General features: G+C 52.3%; 20 protein-coding genes. 11 read left to right on the forward strand and 9 right to left on the reverse strand.

Features of this window, described 5'->3' with window-relative positions; genetic code table 11:
• Positions 1-1,074 precede the first annotated feature (1,074 nt).
• From ACOTW6_RS03005 to ACOTW6_RS03025, 5 genes are all read left to right on the forward strand, one after another.
• On the forward strand, positions 1,075-1,290 hold the full coding sequence (locus ACOTW6_RS03005; protein ID WP_063134504.1) for a hypothetical protein: 216 nt from the start codon (positions 1,075-1,077) through the stop codon (positions 1,288-1,290).
• Positions 1,287-1,646 (forward strand): hypothetical protein, encoded by a 360-nt coding sequence (locus ACOTW6_RS03010; RefSeq protein WP_116329859.1) that lies wholly within the window; start codon positions 1,287-1,289, stop codon positions 1,644-1,646. Before ACOTW6_RS03005 ends, ACOTW6_RS03010 begins: the two co-directional genes overlap by 4 nt.
• A 16-nt stretch (positions 1,647-1,662) precedes the next feature.
• On the forward strand, positions 1,663-2,697 hold the full coding sequence (locus ACOTW6_RS03015; RefSeq protein WP_116329858.1) for a major capsid protein: 1,035 nt from the start codon (positions 1,663-1,665) through the stop codon (positions 2,695-2,697).
• A gap of 132 nt (positions 2,698-2,829) precedes the next feature.
• The gene (locus ACOTW6_RS03020) at positions 2,830-3,030 is read left to right on the forward strand and encodes a hypothetical protein (RefSeq protein ID WP_040117868.1); all 201 of its coding nucleotides are present in this window, start codon (positions 2,830-2,832) and stop codon (positions 3,028-3,030) included.
• Positions 3,023-4,882: a hypothetical protein gene (locus tag ACOTW6_RS03025; RefSeq protein ID WP_116329857.1), complete on the forward strand. Its 1,860-nt coding sequence runs from the start codon at positions 3,023-3,025 to the stop codon at positions 4,880-4,882. The genes ACOTW6_RS03020 and ACOTW6_RS03025 overlap by 8 nt, the downstream gene beginning before the upstream one ends.
• A 42-nt stretch (positions 4,883-4,924) precedes the next feature.
• On the opposite strand, the gene ACOTW6_RS03030 is transcribed toward ACOTW6_RS03025, so the two are convergent.
• The 8 genes from ACOTW6_RS03030 to ACOTW6_RS03065 form a co-directional block, all read right to left on the reverse strand.
• Positions 4,925-5,596 (reverse strand): EAL domain-containing protein, encoded by a 672-nt coding sequence (locus ACOTW6_RS03030; protein ID WP_063946034.1) that lies wholly within the window; start codon positions 5,594-5,596, stop codon positions 4,925-4,927.
• A 293-nt stretch (positions 5,597-5,889) separates the two neighbouring features.
• Positions 5,890-7,140, reverse strand: a complete 1,251-nt coding sequence (locus tag ACOTW6_RS03035) for a DUF6538 domain-containing protein (RefSeq protein WP_045616431.1) — start codon at positions 7,138-7,140, stop codon at positions 5,890-5,892.
• 312 nt (positions 7,141-7,452) lie between these two features.
• On the reverse strand, positions 7,453-8,199 hold the full coding sequence (locus ACOTW6_RS03040) for an SAM-dependent methyltransferase (protein WP_213789424.1): 747 nt from the start codon (positions 8,197-8,199) through the stop codon (positions 7,453-7,455).
• A gap of 10 nt (positions 8,200-8,209) precedes the next feature.
• Positions 8,210-8,467, reverse strand: a complete 258-nt coding sequence (locus ACOTW6_RS03045) for a YjhX family toxin (RefSeq protein WP_003863178.1) — start codon at positions 8,465-8,467, stop codon at positions 8,210-8,212.
• A gap of 259 nt (positions 8,468-8,726) precedes the next feature.
• The gene (locus tag ACOTW6_RS03050) at positions 8,727-10,664 is read right to left on the reverse strand and encodes a putative bifunctional diguanylate cyclase/phosphodiesterase (RefSeq protein WP_213789422.1); all 1,938 of its coding nucleotides are present in this window, start codon (positions 10,662-10,664) and stop codon (positions 8,727-8,729) included.
• Between the two features lie 17 nt (positions 10,665-10,681).
• Positions 10,682-11,176: a molybdopterin-dependent oxidoreductase gene (locus tag ACOTW6_RS03055; protein ID WP_023303170.1), complete on the reverse strand. Its 495-nt coding sequence runs from the start codon at positions 11,174-11,176 to the stop codon at positions 10,682-10,684.
• A gap of 382 nt (positions 11,177-11,558) precedes the next feature.
• A complete protein-coding gene (locus tag ACOTW6_RS03060; protein ID WP_213789421.1) occupies positions 11,559-13,343 on the reverse strand; it encodes a diguanylate cyclase in 1,785 nt (594 codons plus the stop codon).
• Positions 13,344-13,457: 114 nt separating this feature from the next.
• The gene (locus ACOTW6_RS03065; protein ID WP_045142023.1) at positions 13,458-14,567 is read right to left on the reverse strand and encodes an AI-2E family transporter; all 1,110 of its coding nucleotides are present in this window, start codon (positions 14,565-14,567) and stop codon (positions 13,458-13,460) included.
• Between the two features lie 157 nt (positions 14,568-14,724).
• Here ACOTW6_RS03065 and mmuP point away from each other — a divergent pair, with 157 nt between their 5' ends.
• From mmuP to tauD, 6 genes are all read left to right on the forward strand, one after another.
• Positions 14,725-16,125, forward strand: a complete 1,401-nt coding sequence (mmuP, locus tag ACOTW6_RS03070; RefSeq protein WP_017383140.1) for an S-methylmethionine permease — start codon at positions 14,725-14,727, stop codon at positions 16,123-16,125.
• A complete protein-coding gene (mmuM, locus tag ACOTW6_RS03075) occupies positions 16,112-17,044 on the forward strand; it encodes a homocysteine S-methyltransferase (RefSeq protein WP_213789420.1) in 933 nt (310 codons plus the stop codon). Before mmuP ends, mmuM begins: the two co-directional genes overlap by 14 nt.
• Positions 17,045-17,265: 221 nt before the next feature.
• Positions 17,266-18,228, forward strand: a complete 963-nt coding sequence (tauA, locus tag ACOTW6_RS03080; protein ID WP_023295999.1) for a taurine ABC transporter substrate-binding protein — start codon at positions 17,266-17,268, stop codon at positions 18,226-18,228.
• 10 nt (positions 18,229-18,238) lie between these two features.
• Entirely contained in the window at positions 18,239-19,006 is a 768-nt protein-coding gene (tauB, locus tag ACOTW6_RS03085) for a taurine ABC transporter ATP-binding subunit (protein ID WP_213789419.1), read from the forward strand.
• Entirely contained in the window at positions 19,003-19,830 is an 828-nt protein-coding gene (gene tauC, locus ACOTW6_RS03090; protein ID WP_194301818.1) for a taurine ABC transporter permease TauC, read from the forward strand. The genes tauB and tauC overlap by 4 nt, the downstream gene beginning before the upstream one ends.
• On the forward strand, positions 19,827-20,678 hold the full coding sequence (gene tauD / locus ACOTW6_RS03095) for a taurine dioxygenase (RefSeq protein WP_062933722.1): 852 nt from the start codon (positions 19,827-19,829) through the stop codon (positions 20,676-20,678). The genes tauC and tauD overlap by 4 nt, the downstream gene beginning before the upstream one ends.
• Positions 20,679-20,757: 79 nt before the next feature.
• Here tauD and ACOTW6_RS03100 read toward each other — a convergent pair whose 3' ends face one another.
• On the reverse strand, positions 20,758-22,458 hold the full coding sequence (locus tag ACOTW6_RS03100) for a lysophospholipid acyltransferase family protein (protein WP_047637572.1): 1,701 nt from the start codon (positions 22,456-22,458) through the stop codon (positions 20,758-20,760).
• Positions 22,459-22,466: the final 8 nt, after the last annotated feature.

Consider the following 22,466-nt stretch of genomic DNA (forward strand, 5'->3'; position numbering starts at 1 on the left):
AGGCTGATTCAAGGCATTTACGGGAGAAAAAATCGGCTCAAACATGAAGAAATGAAATGACTGAGTCAGCCGAGAAGAATTTCCCCGCTTATTCGCACCTTCCCTAATGCTACAGGAATTTCACGAGCAACTACACATTCCGCTTCTTGATGCGACTACGGAAGCCTACCGACAGGGAACCCCTGAGAGCGTTTCTGAGGCCGTTAAACAGCTTCATCTGGCCTCAGTTGTTATGCAAGGGATTATAAGCGTAGTGGAGCAGTCAGAGAGTCTGAACGAGGATCAAGGCGTACTACGCGAAATGTCGCAGGTGGCTCAGTCCCTCGTGTCCTGTATGCAGGATTTAGACGGGCTTGCGCAGGACATAGCCGAAGAATACGCAGCACTCGAATTTGAATAAAAATGCAAGAAAAGTGAATAAATAACTTGACAATTCGTAACGGAAATGTTACTATAAGATAAGGGTTGAGTATTCGAATCACTTCTCCCTCCTGAATGCCGTTTCCCATAGCGGCACTCTCCATCTGAATTTTCTCTCTGAAAGCTGGTTGTTTTCCTTTGTTGTGTTTAGTTCCAAAGGGTGGCGCGGGCGTTCCCACTTGTGTCGGGTGGTAACGGACAATCACCGCGCACATTCTCTTTCAGAGAGCAAATTCTTTGCTCTAAACCTTATAACCCCGTTAGGATTATAAGCAGTCAGACTGAATAAACGCCGTCAGCGGTAGTCACGTTCAGGCTGGCAAATCTTCTATTAATACACTCCCGAAAGTGTCAGGTAGTAGATAGATAAAGAAATCCTCATTTTATTCCTGGGCGCTGCTACACGCTTTTAAAAATGAGGAGCAATGACGGGCGAAACCTTCTTCTGTTATTCATAACAGTTGCGCCCTTCATTTTTTTAAAGAAACCATTCTTTAACATCATAATCCTCCGAAACGAAAATGACGTTAAACAATGCTTTCTAACAAGGGCATACTCTCCAGGGGCTTAATCGCCCCTTTTTAACAATCTGCATGTAACACTTCCGTTATTAATGGAAGGATGAACGCAGTTACAACGCGAAGGAACAACACAATGTTCTTATTAAATAATCGCGACCGAATCCTAAAATACAAATCCGAAGTGATTCAAGTTAATCCTGAGTTAATAGCTAAAGTGGCTGAAATGGCAGGATGTACTGTTGAAGAAATAGAAAAAGCTGTAGACCAGTATTTCCCTTCTGAGGACACACCTCAACTTAGTATGCAGGAACGGATCGCAATCAAATCCAAGGAAATCAAACAACAATGATTGTAGACCTAACCGAACTTTTCCCAATTCGTAAGAGTTTCACTGACGTAGTGAGCTACGCCACTGATTCTTTTGCAGTCGTAGAAGGTCGTGTTTTCGACCTGCCAGCGGATATTCAATGCGCCGATGTTATCGGGGCTGATGGCGCTTTATACACCTCCGGCGATGATGCCTTTGTGGTGGTAAGTGATTTCGTGAGTGCTGGCGACGGTAAAACCGTGAATGTCCTACGTGCGCCTAATGTTGGCAGCTTCGTAGCACTGAAAGCCGAGAACCTGCACGCAGCTAATCACGCCGCAGCTATTACCACGCTCGAATCCAAAGGATTCGTATGCCGTCCATTCTTCACCTCTTAATCAAGGAAGATAAATAATGAGTAAAATCGCAATTGGGCGTGAGATGGTCGATTTAGCGCCAATCTTCCAGGCCCTGCCGGAACGTAACTACCTTATGAATGCCCTCGACCTCTTCGACGGAGTAGGTGTTCAGAATCCGAAAGTGGTGGTGACACAGCTTCTGGATGATAACTACAGCCTGTTTAACACCCCGCAGAGCCGTTATTCATCAAACCACGACACTACCGCGCGTCAGAATGGGAAAGAATACCTTATCGAGATTCCTTGGTTTGCAAGGGAAGATGAGTTTAAACCTGTAGACGTACAAGGGAAAAGGGTACAAGGCACTGATTACGAACAAACCGTTACCGACCTGTACACCGAGTACACTGGGAAACATAAAATTGCTTACCTTCGTACCCGTGAATCTTACCTGGCCCGTGCTCTGTTCAAAGGTGAAGTTTATACCCCTGCTACTGATGACCTGCTGATCTCTTATGCTGAACTGTTCGGTGTAGTACCAATGACAGCCAGCGTGAGTACAGCGACAGCGGCACAGGATTTTGATGCCATCTTAGACAAAGTTCAGGCTGCCGCAGGTGGATTGGCTGGTCAGATTGAACGAGTGATCGTATTCGCTAAGCCTGCTGCATTTAGCCAGATTCGCTTCTCTGACAGTATGTCTAAAGCGTTCCAGTATGTAGCGCCATATGACGACCGTAACCTGTTCTACCAGCGTCACGAGCTTCTCCCAGGAGTTAGTACGTTTAGTCTGCCTGGTGCGCCTATCGACATTGTTAAAGTGACAGATGCGCTGATCTTGGCACAGATGCCGGATGATGCTGATATGGTGGCGGTGCCTGTGTTTAGCAAAGGCAACTCAAATCCTTATAAGAATATTTACGGCGCTGCCTCTGGCAACTTCGCGCTGATCGATGCAGCACCTGCTGAATACTACTCTTGGGGCTACCTGAGTGAGCGCGGCGATGCGTACCACGTTATGCACGAAAATTCGGCGTTGCCTGTCAATCATGCGTTAGGTATGCAGGTGAAAATCACCATCACTGCTTAATGAGCAAGCGGGAGCCTGACTCGCTGGAAATATTCAGGCGCTTTAATGAGGGATGTTTACTAACCCACAGCGCAATTGTGGCTCTGGTGGCATCCCTTTTTAGTTTCCCCCATAACAAGAGGAAAAATAGAGGTGGAACTCATACTTAAATCAAATCGTGGTTTACATGTTCGACTGAGTGCAGACGATGCAGAAGGGCTGCTCAAGGTGAGCCAGCTTTGCGAGCTATTAGAGATTTCTTATACGGGCGTTAGAGCGCGTATTTTCCGTGGTGAAACCGTCGACGAGGCCGTGCATCACTTCCTTGATAAACAAGGCGGTGGCGATGCTTGAAATAAACACAGCACGTATCGTAAACACCGTTGAGTTTAAAGTTTCGAAGGAAGATATTGCACTGGCCAAAAAAGCGGCTGATGACCTTCAACGCCATTTTAAGAAGCTGGAGAATCCGAAAATTCGGTTTCAGACTCAGAAGCAGCGCCGACAATCAGCGCGTGAACAGGTGGCAGATGCTAAAGCGGCTTCTCCAAAAACGTCCAATGACTTAAAACAACAACGCCAGGCTGAGAAAGCAGGTAAAGCGCAAGCAAGGGAAGCTGCGAAGATTGCCAAACGTAATGAGACAGCTTCGTTAAAATTTAGGTCAGCTAACCTTCAAATGAAAGGCGTAGCGGGGAAGTATGGCCTTGACCCGCTCAAACAACTGGAGTTTGCTCGCTTCGCTAAACAGCAAACAGAGCTTTTCCGTAATAACCAGATCAGTAGCGCGAAGTTAAACTATGAACTTCGTGAAAGATTGGCCTTGATGCGGAGAGAGGCAGCGTTACAAGCCCGTATAACCGCCAGTACCCAACAACAAGCGGCTGCACAGCGTCAAGCTAAGAGAACGGACTACAAAGGCGCGGCGGCTAACATCAAAGAGAAGGGGCTGAACGTGATCGGCGGCGGTGCTGGTTTTATTGGCGCTACGGCTGCATTAGCGGGTGGGGCTTCCATCCTGGGACGTGTACGCGAGACAGCCAATGATAACCTCGATCTGGTGAGGCAATCTGAACGTGTGAAAACCAACCCAAACGCCATAAAAACGATGGTGGCCTGGGGACAGCAACACGGTGTTGATTCAGCTAATACCTCAAAAGCCGTCGATAACATGAAAGACGTCCGTGAACGCCTCGCTATGACTGTGAATGATAGCCAGTTTAAAAATGGCGAATGGAAAGGTGGCGACGGTGGCATTACGTCCATCATGAACAAGTTCGGATGGAGCAAAGATCAGATTTCCAAGTTCCAGGATTCTCCACTGGATTTCGTCCAGGCTACGGTAAATGAAGGGCAACGCCGTGGTATGTCACAGGCTCAGATTGGTACGCTGATTGAGAGTTTAGGTGATGATCTGATGCACTACACCGATATGTTCATGAACAACGGAGAGCAGTATACAAGCGTCCTCAGGAAACTTGCCGAAAGTGGTCAAACTCTCAATGATGAACAAATTAGGCAAACTCTGGCATACGGCGACCTGTCTACCCAGTTGCAAGCAGTTAACAATGGTTTTAATCAGAATCTAACTTCCGGCTTCCTCGAAGGGTTTGGTAACGCTGGTAAGGACTTAGCATCAAACACCGCTACTCTGAACGAGACAGCAAAATCATTAGGTTCTGGGCTTGGAAACCTGTTAGCACAGGTGACAGGATTCACGCAGGAAATCACTGCTGACCTCAGCAAATTTAACGGCTGGATGAAAGATACCTTCCCATCGCTGTATTCTGATCCTGATAAAACAGCGCCAGATGCTATCTATGATAAAGCCGTGAATGGCTCAGCTAATGCCACAGCCGATTGGATTCAGGATAAGACAGGGTGGGACAGCCGCTCAGTGGCTCCGGCTATTATGGACTGGTTGGGCGTTGGTAATCAGCAAGCAGGGACTGCGGCGAATCAATATAACCTTGCAGGTGATTCTCTGCGTGATTCTGCAATGTCACTCAGCAGCGGCAATGCACCAGCGTATAATCTGAATCCAACATTTAACCTGACGGTCGCACCGTCCGTACCACTAACGATCCAATCTGACACAGGCAGATTAGCCGACTATGTAGACTTCCAGGCGAGGGCTTCTCAAGCCAATTTTACACAGTCACTAACCTTGTCAGCCCTGAGCGGTCAAAGCAGTACAGGCGGGTGATACATCAAAGGGGCGTAAGCCCCTTTTTTGATGGTTTCAACACTACAGCAATGAGTCCACATTTTTAAAAGGGACAGATTTAAAAAGATACCCCTGTAATCCCCAAATCCCCACCTCACGCAGTAACCCCATATGATCTCTATTCTCAATCCCTTCAATAATAATTTTGTCACAGTGTTTTTTGATTGATGCAATCAGCTGGTTGAAGGTTGGTTTCTGCACCTGTTCATTAAAGAAGCAGCGATCTACCTTTACAACCTCAAAGTATCCTTCGATCAAACTAACTACATTCGCGTTTCCTGCGCCAAGGTCATCGAGCCATAGCCCATTTACACCCTGGCTCAGCGATTTTAATAAGGGACTTTTCAATCCCTTATCCAAACCAGGGAAATGCTCAGAAAGTTCAAGTTTGATGAATGACATCGATTCGAAAGTTTGTCTAAGTATGTAGTCATGACGTATTAAAAAAGCCATTTGCTGATCAATGTTCAGTGTACAAAATAGATTCTTTCGTTCGAACCACGTTTGCATAGTGGCAATGTTTCCACATTGTTCGTATAGGAAAAGCCGCTTCCTATCTAAATCCCAAGATGAAATTACGAATTCAGGGTGAAGGGGGCGTCCATCTGAGGCAATGAAGCGAGTGAGAAGCTCAACGCCTAACAACCTCTCGTCAATGCTCACTATAGGCTCAGCAATGAATGCAGTATCCATAACAAATACCTTAAATTTTAATTAAAATTATATTGTAATTTTTATCACAATAAAGCAATAGTATTGCTAAAATTTGTGGTACGGATGCAGGGTTTTGACTAAGCGATTGATATAACATGACTTTTTACTTTGCGGTGGGTGTTTGCTGATTGTTATATATTAGTCTTGTGATGTATTTCTGGTTGTTTTTTTGCTCGGTTTTTTGTTTGATACTGGTTCATATTCACCTAAATATATAAGTAATGTAATAATGTTCTATTCGATAAGTTAACGAGGGGCTTACGCCCCTTTTCTTATGGGTTGTCAATTTTTGAATAGCGTAGCAATTCGATGTACTGCTGTAGCTCAACAGGGGAGGCGGCATTCTTGCTGTATGTTTTGAAACTCTCCGTTTCTCCTCTCGAATGTCCCAGAAGAAGGGCTATGCGATCTTCTGGGACGGGGTTTAACTTATCTCGACCAACCCCGCCCCTATCCAGAGTTTGAGCAACGAGATGCCTGATCGAGTGAAACACCTTGTTTTCCTGCCCTGGGAGAATGTCGCGTTTAAGTCGTCCAAAGCGGTTTACATGCCACGAGGAGCGCTTGCCGTCCTCTCTCTTGGTCACACTTGCACGGTAGAATAAAAAACCGTTGTGCGGCTTCTGGCAGCGTTCCAGAACCATTGTTCTAATCGCACTATGAAGTGGAACCAACCGCGCCGCATTGCGTGTCTTACCCTCCGTAACCTCGAAACATAGCACCCCCTCTACTTCACAGATATTGTCTGATTTTAAACTGGCTATTTCATTAATGCGCATCCCGCTATAAGCGGCGATAGTGGTCACATCCCTTAGCTCGTCCTCTCCTAACTTGTTAAACGCGCTAATGAGCTTCGTAATATCCTCTTCCGTGAATGCCTCGTAACTCTGGCGGCTCTGCGCTGTGTTGAGTTTATGCCCCCTGAACACGTTACTTTCCAGCGGTGGGGCGTCCTGGTATCGGGAAGAGGCAAGATCGAAAATGTTTGCCATTGCTGATAGATAGTTAGCCACTGTCTGGACTGCCTTTGTCTCTCTGAGATGATCAAGCCAGCCTGTAACGGTGGTACGGTTGATATCGTTAAGTTCCACATCCTTCTTTCGCAGGTAATTCAGGAATAGTTCTACGGCTTTCCTGGTCTTGCTTAATGTTCCCATTTTCAGGCGATCAGCGTTATGCATAAGGTAGATCTCTAACATCTTAATCAGAGAAGGGCATTGGTAGATAATCGGCGCTGATGCTTTCGGGGCAGCTTTCGCGTACTTAGCCACGCTCTTTAAATAGCTGATCGTGTCCTGCAAGCTGTCCGGTTTTGGAGGCTCTGCAATTTGCCTGATGTGGTGAAATTCATCGGCTATAACATCACGCTTCCTACGAGCCACACGAAGATCGGAAGTTTTCAGACTACGGACGAGAGTTTTTCTTCCACCAAATGCATTACGGAGCCATACAGGAATTGATATCCTGACGTAATAAACTCCGTAACTATCGGAAATGATGTATTGATCCGGCTTGTATTTCATTTTCCACCCCGTTAAAGTTGAGGGGCGTTTATCATGTGCAGGGTGAATGCCAGATTATCAGCGTGCGTAAAAATCGTTAAATCAGGTAGTTGCGAAGGTCGTAGAAGAAGACCCGAACACAAGATTTATCTCGTGTTACACTCCTATTATCGCACCATCTAAATAAAATAGTTACCCTCCATTACAGTAAATCTCATTCTCAGACCGTGGCAGCAAATATTGCTATTGGCTGCACAATTTCGTGCCATCGTTTTGTACCTCAAAGAAGTTGATCGGCGGCATAACCCTAAAGGCTATACCGCCAGCACCATGTTATCGCGCCATTAACGCAAACACCCCCCAGCCAAAGTACTCCCGCGTGTACGTCACATGACGTTCAGGCGCTATCGTCAGCTCCGCCCGAACCTCCTGCGCGAAGTCATCATCTGGGTTTTCCTCCAGCCAGCGCCGCATGGTCATCCATTTTGCGGCTTCGTACCTGTCCCAGCCTTCCTGGTCTGCCAGCACCATTTCAACCAGGTCATAGCCCTGTTGATCGAAAGACGCAACCAGATCGGGCAGAGTGAGAAAGTCTGCAATCGACGAGACGCCGCAGGCCTGTGCTGTCTCCTCCGTCGGGGGTACCCGACGCCAGTACGGTTCGCCGATGAGCATTATTCCCCCGGGCTTGAGGCTTTTTGCCAGCAGATCCATTGTCCCGGCTACGCCACCCGCAATCCAGGTTGCGCCAACGCAGGCCGCCACGTCACATTTTTCATTCGCGACGTAGCCGGCCGCGTCGTTATGAATGAAATGGACGCGTTCGCTGACGCCGAGTTCCTCTGCGCGCCGCGTGGCCTGCGCGGTGAAGAGCGGGCTCATGTCGATGCCGGTACCGGTAATACCGTAATCACGTGCCCAGGTACAAAGCATCTCTCCCGAGCCGCTGCCGAGATCGAGAATGCGAGTGCCTGGCTTCATGCGTAACACCCGGCCCAGTGTCGCGTACTTCTCTGGCGTAAAGGGGTTATGAATGCGGTGTTCGCTTTCGCAAACAGTAAAAATACGTGGGATATCCATCATCCTCTCCTCAACGATTATCAGGCTGAGCGCGAACGTTGTTCAGCCCGGTGGTGTTAATGCGGTAGGGCTGACCGTTAACGGATTTGATCAGCTTTTTAGTTTTGAGCTTTTTGAAAACGGCGAGCGTGCAGTCAGCCAGCAACAGCCCTTCGCGGCTATAGCATTCAACGGCGGTGACGCGGCCGGAGGTATCGCGGACGTGCACAATACGGCCACCTTTGGCGAGAACGTGTAAGGTACGTTGTTCCTGACGGGATAAATTCATACTGGAAAACCTGTTTAATCATCATGTGCAAAACGTGCAAACACACAGCGGTGTCCGCATACGATTTCGGCGCATTGATAATCAGTCCGGCCTGGAAAGGTCGGGAAGCTGATTATCGGATGATTACATTCTCCAGCATCAAAGCCTCGGATTGAGTTGATAGGTATTTACGGGGTGAATGATAACACCTGGTTATTGTCAGTGAATACCCAGGGGCGAAAAATGTGATCCCGGTTGGTATCGGGCTGAGGAGGGGGGATCATTCCTGGCCGCTCTTAATTTTGCTGTCGACCTGAGGCTGTGGTTTGCTGAAAAGATATCCCTGCACAAGCTCGCAACCCAGAGCCTGAAGCCGCTCAAGCTGCTCTTCGGTCTCAACCCCCTCAGCTATGACGCCCATATTGAGGCTTTTAGCCATACCGGTAATCAGCTTCACAATATTAAGCGCATCTTCCTGCGTAGATATCGGATTGACAAAAGATTTATCGATCTTGATTTTATCAAAATTCAGTTCGCTGAGTCTGGAGAGCGACGAATAACCCGTGCCAAAATCATCAATGGAGATTCTTACGCCCAGTGCGCGGAGTTTTTTGAGGATCGTAATAGGGTTATTTCTGTCACTGAAGAGGGATGACTCTGTGACCTCTAACTCAAGACGGTTAGCCGGTAGCCCGGTTTCAGCCAGAACGGACTGCACCGTATTAATAAATGATTTGCTGCCCAATTGAACAGGCGAGACGTTGACGGAGATCCTGGCCGGAACAGCCCAGGAGACCGCTTCCCTACAGGCCAGTTTAAGTACGGTTTTACCTATCTCGTTGATCATGCCTGTTTTTTCAGCGGCGAAAATAAAGCTATCCGGAGAGAGCATTCCCTTTACAGGATGCATCCAGCGAATAAGCGCTTCATAGCCATAAATTTCCTTGCTGACGGAATTCACAATAGGCTGGTAATAAACAACAAACTCATCATTCTCTATTGCTCTTGCCATATCATTTTCAAGGGTTCTGCTCTCCTGCAACTTCTGTAGCATTCGCTGGCGGAAGACTTTGATCTGCTGAGAACCTTCTTTCTTGGCTTCATAGAGCGCCAGATCGGCAAATTTATAAAGGTAATCCGAACGTCGTTCGTTATCCGATAAAACAATACCCACGCAGGTGGCTATTTTTATAAGTTGATTATTAATTGTATAGGGCTTGCTGATGCTATCACTGATTTCTCGCGCGCGTGAGACGGCTGCGGTTTCGGTTAAGCCACTGGAGAGAAAAGCAAATTCGTCGCCGCCCAAACGATAAAATGTCTCTGAAAAGCGGCTCAAAGCGTTAAGGCGCGTGGATACCTCACGTAATAGTAAATCCCCGGTATCATGACCGTAGGTATCATTCACCTCTTTGAACCGGTCTAAATCGAATAACATCACCGTGACCGAAATATGTTTTTCCTCAGCCTGTAGATTAAGTTTATTGAGATCATCCCAGAAGAAAAGACGGTTTTTCATGCCGGTAAGGGAGTCATGATAAACATCGTATTCCAGTTTTGTATTCTGGATTTGCAGGGTTTCTTTGGACAGCTGAAGTTCTTCAGCCAGCGTTTTCACCTGCATGTGGGCTTTCAGGATATTTTTATTTTGATAGATAATCAAAAAACCCAGTATGAAGCTTAAAATAACCAGTAACAGCGAAAGTGCTGAATAAATATAATACAGAACCTGTATTTTAAGGTTGGTTTCATTGATTGTATTAACATCTTTTGTTAAAGCCGTGGATGAAAGCTGGCTTAGCGGAGCATCCAGTGAATGCATATTTTTCAGATAGAGCTTTAACTCTGAACGGCTCATTTTCTCAAGATGAGCATCCAGATAGTTCAGTATGTTTTCCAGGCGTAAGGCGAGCGTCTGATGCGCTTTTTCGCTGTTTATATAACGACCCAGGCCGCCCTCTTTCAATAAATCATTCTGGCTCAGCATGATTTCCAGGCGCATGCGAACCTGGTCTACCGTAACGTCATCAGTCTCGGTTGCGTACAGTCCAATCCATGATTCAAATCGGTAATATTCAGATACCAGTTGGGCTACAGACCAGGACTCAGTGTAGTGAGTCAGTTTTTGCAACTCTTGCTGACGATCGTAAACAAGAAATGCTATATATCCAGTAGTGATAAAAAGAGAAAAAATGATACCAACCAGTATCCTGTTCATTATGTTCTCCTGAACTACTATTCAATCTTCATTTTGCTGACCTGCCATGCCGATCGCGAGTAATAAATCTGATTATTGAGTTCAGGAAGACTGTCATAAGGGTAGACGATGAATGACGGACCTTTATCGCGGATGCGCATATATTCGCCATTGACCTTTAAAGCCAGGATGGCGTTGTATTTCTGGAAGTCGCTGAGAGGGATGACGGTCGTGTAATCATTGAGTGCAACCACATTCAGGACCGAACCCTTTGCACCCACATACTCCATGAGTTTGCGCATCGGGATACCCTCAAACTTCGTGCGGCCATTATACCAGGGAGAGGTCGTCTGGAAACTCACCATCCCCAGTTTTTCAAGGCTGGCAATATCAAAAACGGCTTTTCCATTTTCGTTCGTATTTTCTATATTACCGGTAATGGTTAAAATGGGTTTGCCCACAGGCTTTGGCAGTTCGCCAGCCCAGCTTAAACTTTGTACCAAAAAGCAGCACAGCATTAGGATTATTCGCATATTGGCCTCCTCTTTTTAACAGAAGTATAAGAATTATAAGTTATTTATCCTATAAGTTTGTCTATTTTGTTGAACGCCAGGCCTTTTTGCAAACGCTACTTGATTAAAATCATCAAAATCAAAAAGATAGCTGTTGTTTTCCCCGTGATTGCAGACCGCTGGCTGGAGCTTACGTTTTTTAAAACATAAAAACTCAGTGTAATAAGCCACCCGAGTTTAAAAAATGATCGCTTTGATTTATTGATATATTTACGCACCCCCATTTTTTATCAATGGGGCATCGTTAAGATGAATTTATTTGTACAAAGAATGATAACGTACCCTCAATGTGAGGGAATAAGAGAGTGCGCGTACCGCTGACGTCGATGGCACGGAGTTTCGCTTAACCCGCCTCCAGCATACTGAAACTGACGATCCGCGAGCGCCCCAGCTCTTTCGCCCGGTAGAGCGCCACGTCTGCCGCGCGCAGCAGGTCGTCGCTTTGGGCGTGCTGCGGGTAACTGGCGATCCCGATCGACACATCCACCGGGCCAATCTCAGCAAGCCCATAGCGCAGCGACAGCGTATGGACGCCGTTATAAATCTCCGTTGCGCAGGCGTGCGCCGCTTCCTCATCCGCCCCCGTAAGCAGCACCAGAAACTCTTCGCCACCAAAGCGGAAAGCCAGACCGGCATCATGCACGGCACGCTGAACAATTGTCGCCACGCTCTTAATCACATGATCGCCAGCCTCATGACCGAAGCGATCGTTAATGCTTTTAAAGTGATCGATGTCGATCATCATGCAGCTCACCGGCTCATTATTGCGCATCGCCTGAGTTATCTGGGTGCGCAGGGTATCTTCCAGGTGGTGGCGGTTACGCAAGCCGGTGAGCGGGTCGAATAGCGCTTTTTCCAGCAGGGCATCGCGCAGACGCTGGTTGGCCAGCGCCAGACCCAGGGCTTCCGCCATTAATTCGAGATATGCGCGGGACGGTGCCGTTTCAGGCGTAATGTTCTGAAACGACAGCAAACCAATGGCTTCCCCCTGCGCAATGAGCGGCACGCACAATGAACTGTCTTTTTGTGATTCAGGCAGATGCTGGCAACCGATATCCGGCTCGCCGTTGACCGGTGGGTGGCTCTGACCACGGCGTATGGCCCAGCATTGATCGGGGTGGAAGGCATTTTTTTCTCCCTGGGGAGATAACCATTCCGCCGCACAGCGCATCTCCCACGGGTTTCGATCCAGAATATACAGACGCCCGGCGACACCCGGCGCAATGTTGGGCGCAAACAGCTCTGCCACCGCAATCACGTCGCTAACGTTCTCGCACCCCTGCAAGCGCTGGGTCATTCGCGCGAGCAGCTCGCGGATGGCCCAGTCTGCATCGCGTTCTTTTTCAAGCCGCTGCCTTGCCAGCCCGTTCTCGCGGAAAATGCGAATGGCCTGAGCCATATCACCTATCTCATCGACCTGGTTGAAATTGGGCGTTTCGACGGCGTAGTCCTGTGAGGCCAGTCGGTGAACCACATCACTGAGGCGCACCACCGGGCGCAGCACGCGGTGCTTGAGAATAAAGCCCATCACGAATAAGAAGAGCAGGGCGGTCAGGCCGACCATCACCTCTGAGGCGGTACGCAGCGTTTTCGACGTTTTGGTCGCTGCCTGGACATCGGCAATAATGCGCTTATCCAGCAGCATACGAAAATGGTCAATCTTGCTCTGGGCGCGTTCCGTTTCCAGTTCGTAGATTTTGCCGAAGAGTAACGCAATGGCCTGTTGTTCCTCACCCCGGGCGACGCTGGCTATTGCTGCCTGCTGTTCATCCTGTAGGCCATCGACAATCTTCAGCCCTTCATACAGCAGCGCCAGCTCTTCGCCCGTTGCGCCCGTATCTTTTAACTGCCCCACTTTGTGTTCAATATTCTTCAGTTCACCTTCTTTCGCCTGGTACGCTTTCAGCACATCGGACTCTTTTTTGATGGCGTAAAGGCGTGCTAAATCGGAGAGCATCCAGGTTTCTGCTTCAATCTCTTCCGTAAGCTGGTCAAAAATTTGTCGTTGCTTAACAGCCTGACGCTCTACGTTGTCGGCATGGGAAGCCATCAGCATGACGATGCCGGAGGCAATGGTCAGGCACACCGTGACACCATAAGCCCAGTTTGTGATCGTGGCGATTCGCACCTGTTGGATCCTTCTACGACAAATGTGGAAGAGCGTTCATTTCAGATTATAGAAAACCCCTGATTTAACGCGAAAAAAAAGGCGGCACCGGGCCGCCTGTCCAAACGCGTTTCGTTAGAGGTCCGGATGATTTTTTCCCTCTTCGATAAAGTCTGCGTCCAGCTCTTCGGCGTTGCCTGCGTGGTCGCGGCCAGAGAAGAGGTTCCAGCAGGCGATAAACAGGGCGGCAATCAGCGGCCCAATCACAAAGCCGTTAATGCCGTACAGCTCCATACCGCCGAGCGTGGTGATCAGTATCAGGTAGTCCGGCATTTTGGTGTCTTTGCCCACCAGCAGCGGACGTAAAAGGTTGTCCACCAGCCCGACGATAATGACAAAAAAGCCCACAATGAACAGACCCTGCCACAGCTGGTGAGTGGCAAACAGGAAGATGGCGGCGGGAACCCAGACAATAGCCGAGCCGACGGCGGGCACCAGGGAGAGGAACGCCATCAGCGCTCCCCACAGTACGCTACCGTCAATACCGACGATGGCAAAGGCGATACCGCCAAGCGTACCCTGAACCACCGCCACGACCGCCGTGCCTTTGACCGTGGCTCGTGAGACGCCGACAAACTTAGCGAACAGGTGCTGTTTGGCGAAGTCAGACAGCGGCAGCGAGTCGAGGATCTGGCGCACCAGATAGGGCCCGTCTTTGAGCAGGAAAAACAGCAGGTACAGCATAATGCCGAAGCTAATAGCAAAGCCGAACGTCCCTTTACCAATCAGGAACGCGCTTCCCGCCAGATACTGTCCGCCCTGTAACGCGACATCGGAGAGCTTCTTCTGGATCTGCGCGGCGTTGGTCAGGTTGTGATCCGCCAGGAAGCCGCTGGCCCAGTCCGGCAGGCGGTTGAAGATACCGGCGATGACTTCCGGGAACTGCGTGTTGTTCTGTTGCAGCTTGGTGTAAACCATGTTCAGTTCCACCGCGAGCGAGGAAAGGATCACCATCAACGGAATAAACACGATCAGGCAGATAATGCCGAGTGTGAGGAGGGAAGCCAGCCCGTTGCGATCGCCCAGCGCGGTACGCAGTTTGTTTTTCACCGGGTTGAAAATGATGGTCAGGATCGCTGCCCACAGAATCGCCGAGAAATAGGGTGACAGCACGTCAAAGAAAGCCCAGGTGACAAGGGCCAGGATGAGTATAAAGAAACCTTTGGTCAGTCCGTTAAATCGCATAGTGAGTCCTGGTGAAGAAGAAACTGTGTCGACTATAGAACTGATTTAAGGATTTACCAATAATTGCGCCGAAGTCGTGCCGGGTGGCTTTTTGTTAACAATCGCGGTATAACACCCTTCTTTGGATGTTTAGATGTCCATACGTTTAGAAGGTAATATGCAAACAGAACAACAAAACGGGCAGCTTAAGCGCACCATGAAAACCCGTCACCTGATTATGCTCTCGCTGGGTGGCGTTATTGGCACAGGGTTATTCTTCAATACCGGATACATCATTTCGACAACCGGCGCGGCGGGCACGCTGCTGGCGTATCTTATCGGTGCGCTGGTGGTCTGGCTGGTTATGCAATGCCTGGGGGAACTTTCCGTGGCGATGCCGGAAACCGGCGCGTTTCACGTCTACGCCGCTCGTTATCTCGGCCCGGCGACAGGGTATACCGTGGCGTGGCTTTACTGGCTTACGTGGACAGTGGCACTGGGATCGAGCTTTACCGCAGCCGGGTTCTGTATGCAGTACTGGTTCCCGCAGGTTCCCGTCTGGACGTGGTGCGTCGTCTTTTGCGTGGTGATTTTTGCTCTTAACGTCATTTCCACGCGCTTCTTCGCTGAAGGAGAATTCTGGTTCTCGCTGGTGAAAGTCATCACCATCATCGCCTTCATTATTCTCGGCGGGGCGGCGATCTTCGGTTTCATCCCGATGCAGGACGGTTCACCGGCGCCGGGCTTAAGCAACATTACTGCCGAAGGCTGGTTCCCGCACGGTGGTCTGCCGATCCTGATGACCATGGTGGCGGTCAACTTTGCCTTCTCCGGAACGGAGCTTATCGGCATCGCCGCAGGAGAAACGGAAAACCCGCACAAGGTTATTCCGGTTGCTATTCGCACCACCATCGCCCGGCTCATCATCTTCTTTATTGGCACCGTGTTTGTGCTGGCGGCGCTGATCCCGATGCAGCAGGCTGGTGTGGAGAAAAGCCCGTTCGTGCTGGTGTTTGAAAAGGTCGGCATTCCGTATGCGGCGGATATCTTTAACTTCGTGATCCTGACGGCGATCCTCTCGGCGGCGAACTCGGGTCTGTACGCCTCTGGCCGTATGCTGTGGTCTCTGTCTAACGAGAAAACGCTGCCGCGCTGCTTTGCCCGCGTCAACAAAAACGGCGTGCCGCTGACGGCGCTCTCCGTTTCCATGCTGGGCGGCGTGCTGGCGCTGTTCTCCAGCGTGGTCGCGCCGGATACGGTGTTTGTGGCCCTGTCAGCCATTTCCGGTTTTGCGGTGGTGGCGGTGTGGATCAGCATCTGCGCGTCGCACTTTGTGTTTCGTCGCCGTCACGTGCAGTCCGGGCAGCCGCTTTCGGCGTTGCAGTATCGCGCGCCATGGTATCCGCTGGTGCCCGTGCTTGGCTTTATCCTCTGCCTGGTGGCCTGCGTCGGCCTGTGGTTTGACCCCAGCCAGCGTATTGCCCTTTATTGCGGGCTTCCGTTTGTCGCCCTGTGTTATGGTGCGTACTACCTGACCCGAAACCTGACCACGCAGGAGCCTGAACATGTCGCAGAATAATCCGCTTACCGCCCTCCTTGAAAACCAGCCGTTTGTCGTGCTGGATGGGGCAATGGCAACGGAGCTGGAAGCGCGCGGTTGTAACCTTGCCGACAGCCTCTGGTCGGCCAAAGTGCTGATGGAAAACCCGGAGCTGATCCGTGACGTGCACCTCGACTATTACCGCGCGGGGGCACAGGTGGCGATCACCGCCAGCTATCAGGCCACGCCTGCGGGCTTTGCCGCACGCGGGCTGGACGAGGCGCAATCCCGGGCGTTGATTGGCAAAAGCGTAGAGCTGGCGCGCAAAGCGCGGGAAGCGTACCTGGCAGAGAATGCGCAAGCGGGCACGCTGCTGGTGGCGGGGTCGGTAGGGCCGTACGGCGCGTATCTTGCCGATGGATCTGAATATCGCGGCGATTACGTGCGTCGCGCCGAAGAATTCACTGCGTTCCACCGTCCCCGCGTGGAGGCGCTGCTGGATGCGGGCGCGGATCTGCTGGCTTGTGAAACGCTGCCTTCGTTCCCGGAGATTAAGGCGCTTGCGGCGTTGCTGACGGCGTATCCTCGCGCCCGGGCATGGTTCTCATTTACCCTGCGTGACAGCGAGCACCTGAGTGACGGAGCGCCGCTGCGGGATGTCGTTTCTGCGCTCGAAAGCTACCCGCAGGTTATCGCGCTGGGGATCAACTGTATCGCGCTGGAAAACACCACCTCGGCGCTGACGCATCTGCACAGCCTGACATCGCTGCCGCTGGTGGTCTATCCGAACTCCGGCGAGCATTATGATGCGGTGAGCAAAACCTGGCATCACCACGGTGAAGCCTGCGAGACGCTGGCAGGGTATTTACCGCAGTGGCTGGCGGCTGGCGCAAAATTAATCGGAGGATGTTGCCGGACCACGCCGAAAGATATTGCTGCGCTGACTGTTCAGCGCTGAGGTCTTTGCCGGGTGGCGCTGCGCCTTACCCGGCCTACAAATTGCACGAACCGTAGGCCGGGTAAGCGCAGCGCCACCCGGCGAAACAACCGCACAAAATTCACTATCCTTTCCCGCTTTTTTTCTAAAAACGAATCGTCATTAGCGATTCTTTTTTATTCCTTTATCAAAATTCTCGCGCCGGAAATACTGCCCTCATAACAACAAGGGGAGCAGACATTATGGCAATTTCATCGCGGATCACACTTCTCGGCGCACTGGCGCTGTGGGCATTTCAGGCGCAGGCGGTGGACGTCACCGTCGCGTATCAGACTTCCGCGGAACCGGCGAAAGTCGCGCAGGCGGACAACACCTTTGCCAAAGCGAGCGGGGCGAACGTCGACTGGCGCAAGTTCGACAGCGGCGCGGCGATTGTGCGGGCGTTAGCCTCGGGCGACGTGCAGATTGGCAACCTGGGCTCCAGCCCGCTGGCGGTGGCCGCCAGCCAGCAGGTGCCGATTGAAGTCTTCCTGCTGGCGTCGCAGCTCGGAAATTCCGAAGCACTGGTGGTGAAGAAAACTATCACGAAACCCGAAGATTTGATCGGCAAACGCATCGCGGTGCCGTTTATCTCCACCACGCATTACAGCCTGCTGGCAGCGCTGAAACACTGGGGCATTAAGCCGGGCCAGGTGCAGATCATCAACCTGCAACCTCCGGCGATTATTGCCGCCTGGCAGCGTGGCGACATCGACGGAGCATACGTCTGGGCGCCCGCCGTCAACGAGCTGGAAAAAGAGGGCACCGTGCTGACCGACTCCGAAAAAGTGGGGCAGTGGGGCGCGCCAACCCTTGACGTCTGGGTCGTACGTAAGGACTTTGCCGAGAAACACCCTGAAGTGGTGAAAGCCTTCGCCAAAAGCGCCATCGACGCACAGCAGCCATACATCAGCAACCCGGATGAATGGCTGAAACAGCCCGCCAACCTGGAGAAACTCTCACGTCTGAGCGGCGTGCCGGAAGCTGACGTGCCGGGGCTGGTAAAAGGCAACACCTATCTGACGCCTGCGCAGCAGGTCCAGCAGCTGAACGGGCCGGTGAGCAAAGCGATTGTCGACACTGCCACATTCCTGAAAGAGCAGGGCAAAGTACCTGCGGTGGCGGCGGATTACAGCCAGTTCGTGACCGATCGCTTCGTGAAATAAGGGGGCTGCAATGCTGAACATTACAAACCTGTCTGCCGATTACGGCGGCAAACCCGCCCTGGAAGAGATCTACCTGACGCTGGACAGCGGTGAACTGCTGGTGGTGCTGGGACCGTCCGGCTGCGGGAAAACGACGCTGCTGAACCTGATCGCCGGGTTTGTACCGTATCAGCACGGCACGATCCAACTGGAAGGGAAACGGGTAACGGGGCCGGGCGCAGAGCGCGGCGTGGTCTTTCAGAATGAAGGACTACTCCCGTGGCGAAACGTGCAGGAAAACGTTGCATTTGGTCTGCAACTGGCCGGTGTAGCGCGTGAACAGCGCCTGAAAACGGCGCGCGATATGCTGAAAAAGGTCGGGCTGGAGGGGGCTGAAAAACGCTTTATCTGGCAGCTTTCAGGCGGGCAGCGTCAGCGCGTCGGGATCGCCCGTGCGCTGGCGGCTAACCCACAGCTGCTGTTGCTGGACGAACCTTTCGGGGCGCTGGATGCCTTCACCCGCGAGCAGATGCAAACCCTGCTGCTGCGCCTGTGGCACGAAACCGGCAAGCAGGTGCTGTTAATCACCCATGATATCGAAGAGGCCGTGTTTATGGCGACAGAGCTGGTGCTGCTCTCACCGGGGCCGGGACGCGTGCTGGAGCGCCTGCCGCTTGACTTTGCCCGCCGCTATGTGGCGGGAGAGCCGGTACGCAGCATCAAATCCGATCCGCTGTTTATTGAACAGCGTGAATACGTCTTAAGCCGCGTGTTTGAGCAACGGGAGGCGTTCTCATGAGCATTGTTTTCAGTGAAAAAACGCGGCGGACGCGCCTTGCATTACGCTGGCCGTTCTCTCGCCAGCTCACCTTAAGCGTCGGCACGCTGGTGGTGTTGCTGGCGGTATGGTGGGCGGTTGCCGCGCAGCAGTGGATCAGCCCGCTGTTTCTGCCCCCGCCAGGCCAGGTTCTGGAAAAACTGATTACTATCGCCGGGCCGCAGGGCTTTATGGATGCCACGCTCTGGCAGCATTTAGGCGCCAGTCTGACGCGTATTCTGGTGGCGCTGCTGGCGGCGGTCATTATTGGCGTTCCGGTGGGGATCGCGATGGGACTGAGCCCGACGGTACGCGGCATTCTCGACCCGCTGATAGAGCTTTACCGTCCCGTCCCGCCGCTGGCTTACCTGCCCCTGATGGTGATCTGGTTTGGTATCGGGGAGACGTCAAAGATCTTACTGATATACCTGGCGATATTTGCGCCGGTTGCGATGTCGGCCCTGGCTGGCGTAAAGAGTGCGCAGCAGGTACGCATACGTGCGGCGCAGTCGCTCGGCGCCAGCCGCGCGCAGGTACTGCTGTTCGTCATTTTACCGGGCGCGCTGCCGGAGATACTGACCGGGCTGCGCATCGGCCTTGGGGTGGGCTGGTCTACGCTGGTGGCGGCAGAGCTGATAGCCGCCACGCGCGGCCTTGGGTTTATGGTGCAGTCGGCGGGAGAGTTCCTGGCGACTGACGTGGTACTGGCAGGGATCGCGGTGATCGCCGCGATTGCCTTTGGATTAGAACTGGGACTGCGCGCGCTACAGCGTCGCCTGACGCCCTGGCATGGAGAAATACAATGAGTGAACGACTGACCATTACCCCGCTGGGGCCATATATTGGCGCGCAGGTGTCGGGCCTGGACGTAACCCGTCCGCTGAGCGATAACCAGTTTGAGCAGCTGTACCACGCGGTGCTGCGTCATCAGGTGGTGTTCCTGCGTGAACAGGCCATTACCCCGCAGCAGCAGCGCGCGCTGGCCCTGCGTTTTGGCGACCTGCATATCCACCCGGTCTACCCGCATGCGGAAGGGGTGGAGGAAATTATCGTGCTGGATACCCATAACGATAACCCGCCCGATAATGACAACTGGCACACGGACGTTACCTTTATCGACACACCGCCAGCCGGGGCGATTCTGGCAGCAAAACAGCTGCCGGAGACGGGTGGGGACACGCTGTGGGCCAGCGGGATTGCCGCGTTTGAGGCGCTCTCCGCGCCGCTCCAGACCCTGCTGAGCGGCCTGCGGGCGGAGCATGACTTCAAAAAATCGTTCCCGGAGTACAAGTACCGTAAAACGGAAGAGGAACACCAGCGCTGGCTGGATGCGGTCGCAAAACATCCCCCGCTGCTGCACCCGGTGGTGCGGACCCATCCGGTGACCGGAAAGCAGGCGCTGTTTGTGAATGAAGGGTTCACCACGCGCATCGTGGACGTAGCGGAAAAAGAGAGTGAGGCGCTGCTTGGCTTCCTGTTCGCGCACATCACCAAACCGGAGTTCCAGGTGCGCTGGCGTTGGCAGGAGAACGATCTGGCGATCTGGGATAACCGCGTCACGCAGCATTACGCCAATGCGGATTACCTGCCGCAGCGAAGGATTATGCAGCGGGCGACGATCCTGGGGGATAAGCCGTTTTACCGTGCGCCTTGATTGCCGGGTGGCGGCGTTGCCTTACCGGGCCTACGTTTCATTGTAGGCCCGGTAAGCGTAGCGCCACCGGGCAACGAGGCTAAAGGTGTGCTTCTATATACCGCTGATAGCGGTTCGCCTTCAGATAACACAGATCCACCAGCACCAGCCCGTCGATACAGTTATTGAACGCCGGATCGCTGCCGAAATCGATAAACTGCACGCCGCCGGGCTCGCATAGCTCGGAATACTGTTTGTAGAGCGGCGGGATGCCGCAACCCAGGTTTCCGAGCAGGGATTTCAGCTTTGTCAGGTCATCCACGTAATCCACCCCGCCAAACTGTGCCAGCACATCCGGAAGTGAGGCCGGATAGGGTTGACGCGAGGCGGCTAAAGGATGGCTGGCCGGAAACCAGAGACGATAAAACGCCACCAGCAGATCCCGCGCGGCAGGCGGTAAGCCGCCGGAAATGGAGACCGGGCCAAACAGGTAGCGGTAATGGGGATAGCGTGCCAGATAGGCGCCAATACCTGACCACAGGTAGTCCAGACCGCGACGCCCCCAGTAGCGCGGCTGTATAAAGCTGCGCCCCAGCTCAATGCCGTGCTCCAGTATGTCCTGCATTTTTTCGTCGTAGTGGAACAGGCTGTAACTGTACAACCCCTCGACGCCGCGCTTTTCCACCTGCATGGCCGTTGGCATAAAGCGGTACGCGCCGACAATTTCCAGGTCATCGTCATCCCACAGAATGAGGTGCAGATAGTCATCATCGTAGCTGTCCGTATCCCGGCGCTTCCCGCTGCCTTCCTCCACGGCACGAAAGGCAATCTCGCGCAGCCGCCCCAGCTCGCGCAGCAGAGGCGCCTCTTCCTGCCCGTTGCGCTGCCAAAGATAGATGGCCTTACCATCGCTGGTTTTTCCCAGACACTCTGCCTGCGCCAGTTCGCGCTTCAGCGTGGCCCTGTCTTCCGGGCGGGCAATGGCGCACTGGGTTTTAAAGACGCCAGGCAATCCCTTGCCAAGACGTATCACGTGCTGACGACACTGCTCGGCCATCTCACGCGATGAAAGGGTAGAACTAAACCGCTCATTCCAGGCAATCTGCTGGCCGATTTTGATCGGCAGCTGACTGTGACGGCGGCGAAACATCTGTTGCATCAGCAGCAGCATGGATACAGTTGGCGAGACCAGCGTGCTGGCATAAAACAGCAGGCTGTTGTGCGCCTGGATATGTACCGGAAGTAGCGGCACCCGTAATTTACCGGCCAGCTTGATAAAGCCCGGATGCCATTTTTTATCGCGGATGCCTTTGCGCGTTGGGCGGGAAACTTCACCCGCCGGAAAGAAGATCAGCACACCGGCGTTTTGCAGGTGCTGCTCCATCTGTATCAGTGAGGCTTTTGCGGTTCTGCCGCCCATATTATCTACGGGAATAAACAATGAACTGAGGGGCTCAAGGTGGGACAGCATCCTGTTGGTAACAACCCTGACGTCGCGGCGCACGCGGGAAACGGCGTACAGCAGCGCCAGCCCATCCAGGGTGCCGGTGGGGTGGTTCGCTATCACAATGAGTGGGCCGTGTTCGGGGATTTGTTCGAGATCGCGAGCGGAAACGGAGCAGTGAATATCAAGGTGTTCCAGAACCTGCTCCACCATATCCAGCCCTTTCAGGTGACGGTGGCTGGCGGCAAACTGCTGAAATTCGTCTTCGTGAAGCAGTCTTTTTAACAGACTTTTTTGCCAGGGTGCTGGCCTCGCCTGAGGCCAAAGGTCATCAAGAACGCTGTCGAGACTAAACATTGATCACT

Origin of the sequence: Enterobacter cloacae complex sp. IR5403 (assembly GCF_049238705.1) — a bacterium.
Lineage (GTDB): Bacteria > Pseudomonadota > Gammaproteobacteria > Enterobacterales > Enterobacteriaceae > Enterobacter > Enterobacter hormaechei_C.

Bases quoted from the DNA above. Each gene is read 5' to 3' on its own strand.
- tauA (WP_023295999.1), top strand. From the start codon at position 17,266: ATGGCAATTTCATCGCGGATCACACTTCTCGGCGCACTGGCGCTGTGG.
- tauC (WP_194301818.1), top strand. From the start codon at position 19,003: ATGAGCATTGTTTTCAGTGAAAAAACGCGGCGGACGCGCCTTGCATTA.
- ACOTW6_RS03005 (WP_063134504.1), top strand. From the start codon at position 1,075: ATGTTCTTATTAAATAATCGCGACCGAATCCTAAAATACAAATCCGAA.
- ACOTW6_RS03030 (WP_063946034.1), bottom strand. From the start codon at position 5,596: ATGGATACTGCATTCATTGCTGAGCCTATAGTGAGCATTGACGAGAGG.
- ACOTW6_RS03055 (WP_023303170.1), bottom strand. From the start codon at position 11,176: ATGCGAATAATCCTAATGCTGTGCTGCTTTTTGGTACAAAGTTTAAGC.
- ACOTW6_RS03040 (WP_213789424.1), bottom strand. From the start codon at position 8,199: ATGGATATCCCACGTATTTTTACTGTTTGCGAAAGCGAACACCGCATT.
- ACOTW6_RS03025 (WP_116329857.1), top strand. From the start codon at position 3,023: ATGCTTGAAATAAACACAGCACGTATCGTAAACACCGTTGAGTTTAAA.
- ACOTW6_RS03100 (WP_047637572.1), bottom strand. From the start codon at position 22,458: ATGTTTAGTCTCGACAGCGTTCTTGATGACCTTTGGCCTCAGGCGAGG.
- ACOTW6_RS03045 (WP_003863178.1), bottom strand. From the start codon at position 8,467: ATGAATTTATCCCGTCAGGAACAACGTACCTTACACGTTCTCGCCAAA.
- ACOTW6_RS03065 (WP_045142023.1), bottom strand. From the start codon at position 14,567: ATGCGATTTAACGGACTGACCAAAGGTTTCTTTATACTCATCCTGGCC.
- ACOTW6_RS03015 (WP_116329858.1), top strand. From the start codon at position 1,663: ATGAGTAAAATCGCAATTGGGCGTGAGATGGTCGATTTAGCGCCAATC.
- ACOTW6_RS03050 (WP_213789422.1), bottom strand. From the start codon at position 10,664: ATGAACAGGATACTGGTTGGTATCATTTTTTCTCTTTTTATCACTACT.
- mmuP (WP_017383140.1), top strand. From the start codon at position 14,725: ATGCAAACAGAACAACAAAACGGGCAGCTTAAGCGCACCATGAAAACC.
- tauD (WP_062933722.1), top strand. From the start codon at position 19,827: ATGAGTGAACGACTGACCATTACCCCGCTGGGGCCATATATTGGCGCG.
- mmuM (WP_213789420.1), top strand. From the start codon at position 16,112: ATGTCGCAGAATAATCCGCTTACCGCCCTCCTTGAAAACCAGCCGTTT.
- ACOTW6_RS03010 (WP_116329859.1), top strand. From the start codon at position 1,287: ATGATTGTAGACCTAACCGAACTTTTCCCAATTCGTAAGAGTTTCACT.
- tauB (WP_213789419.1), top strand. From the start codon at position 18,239: ATGCTGAACATTACAAACCTGTCTGCCGATTACGGCGGCAAACCCGCC.
- ACOTW6_RS03035 (WP_045616431.1), bottom strand. From the start codon at position 7,140: ATGAAATACAAGCCGGATCAATACATCATTTCCGATAGTTACGGAGTT.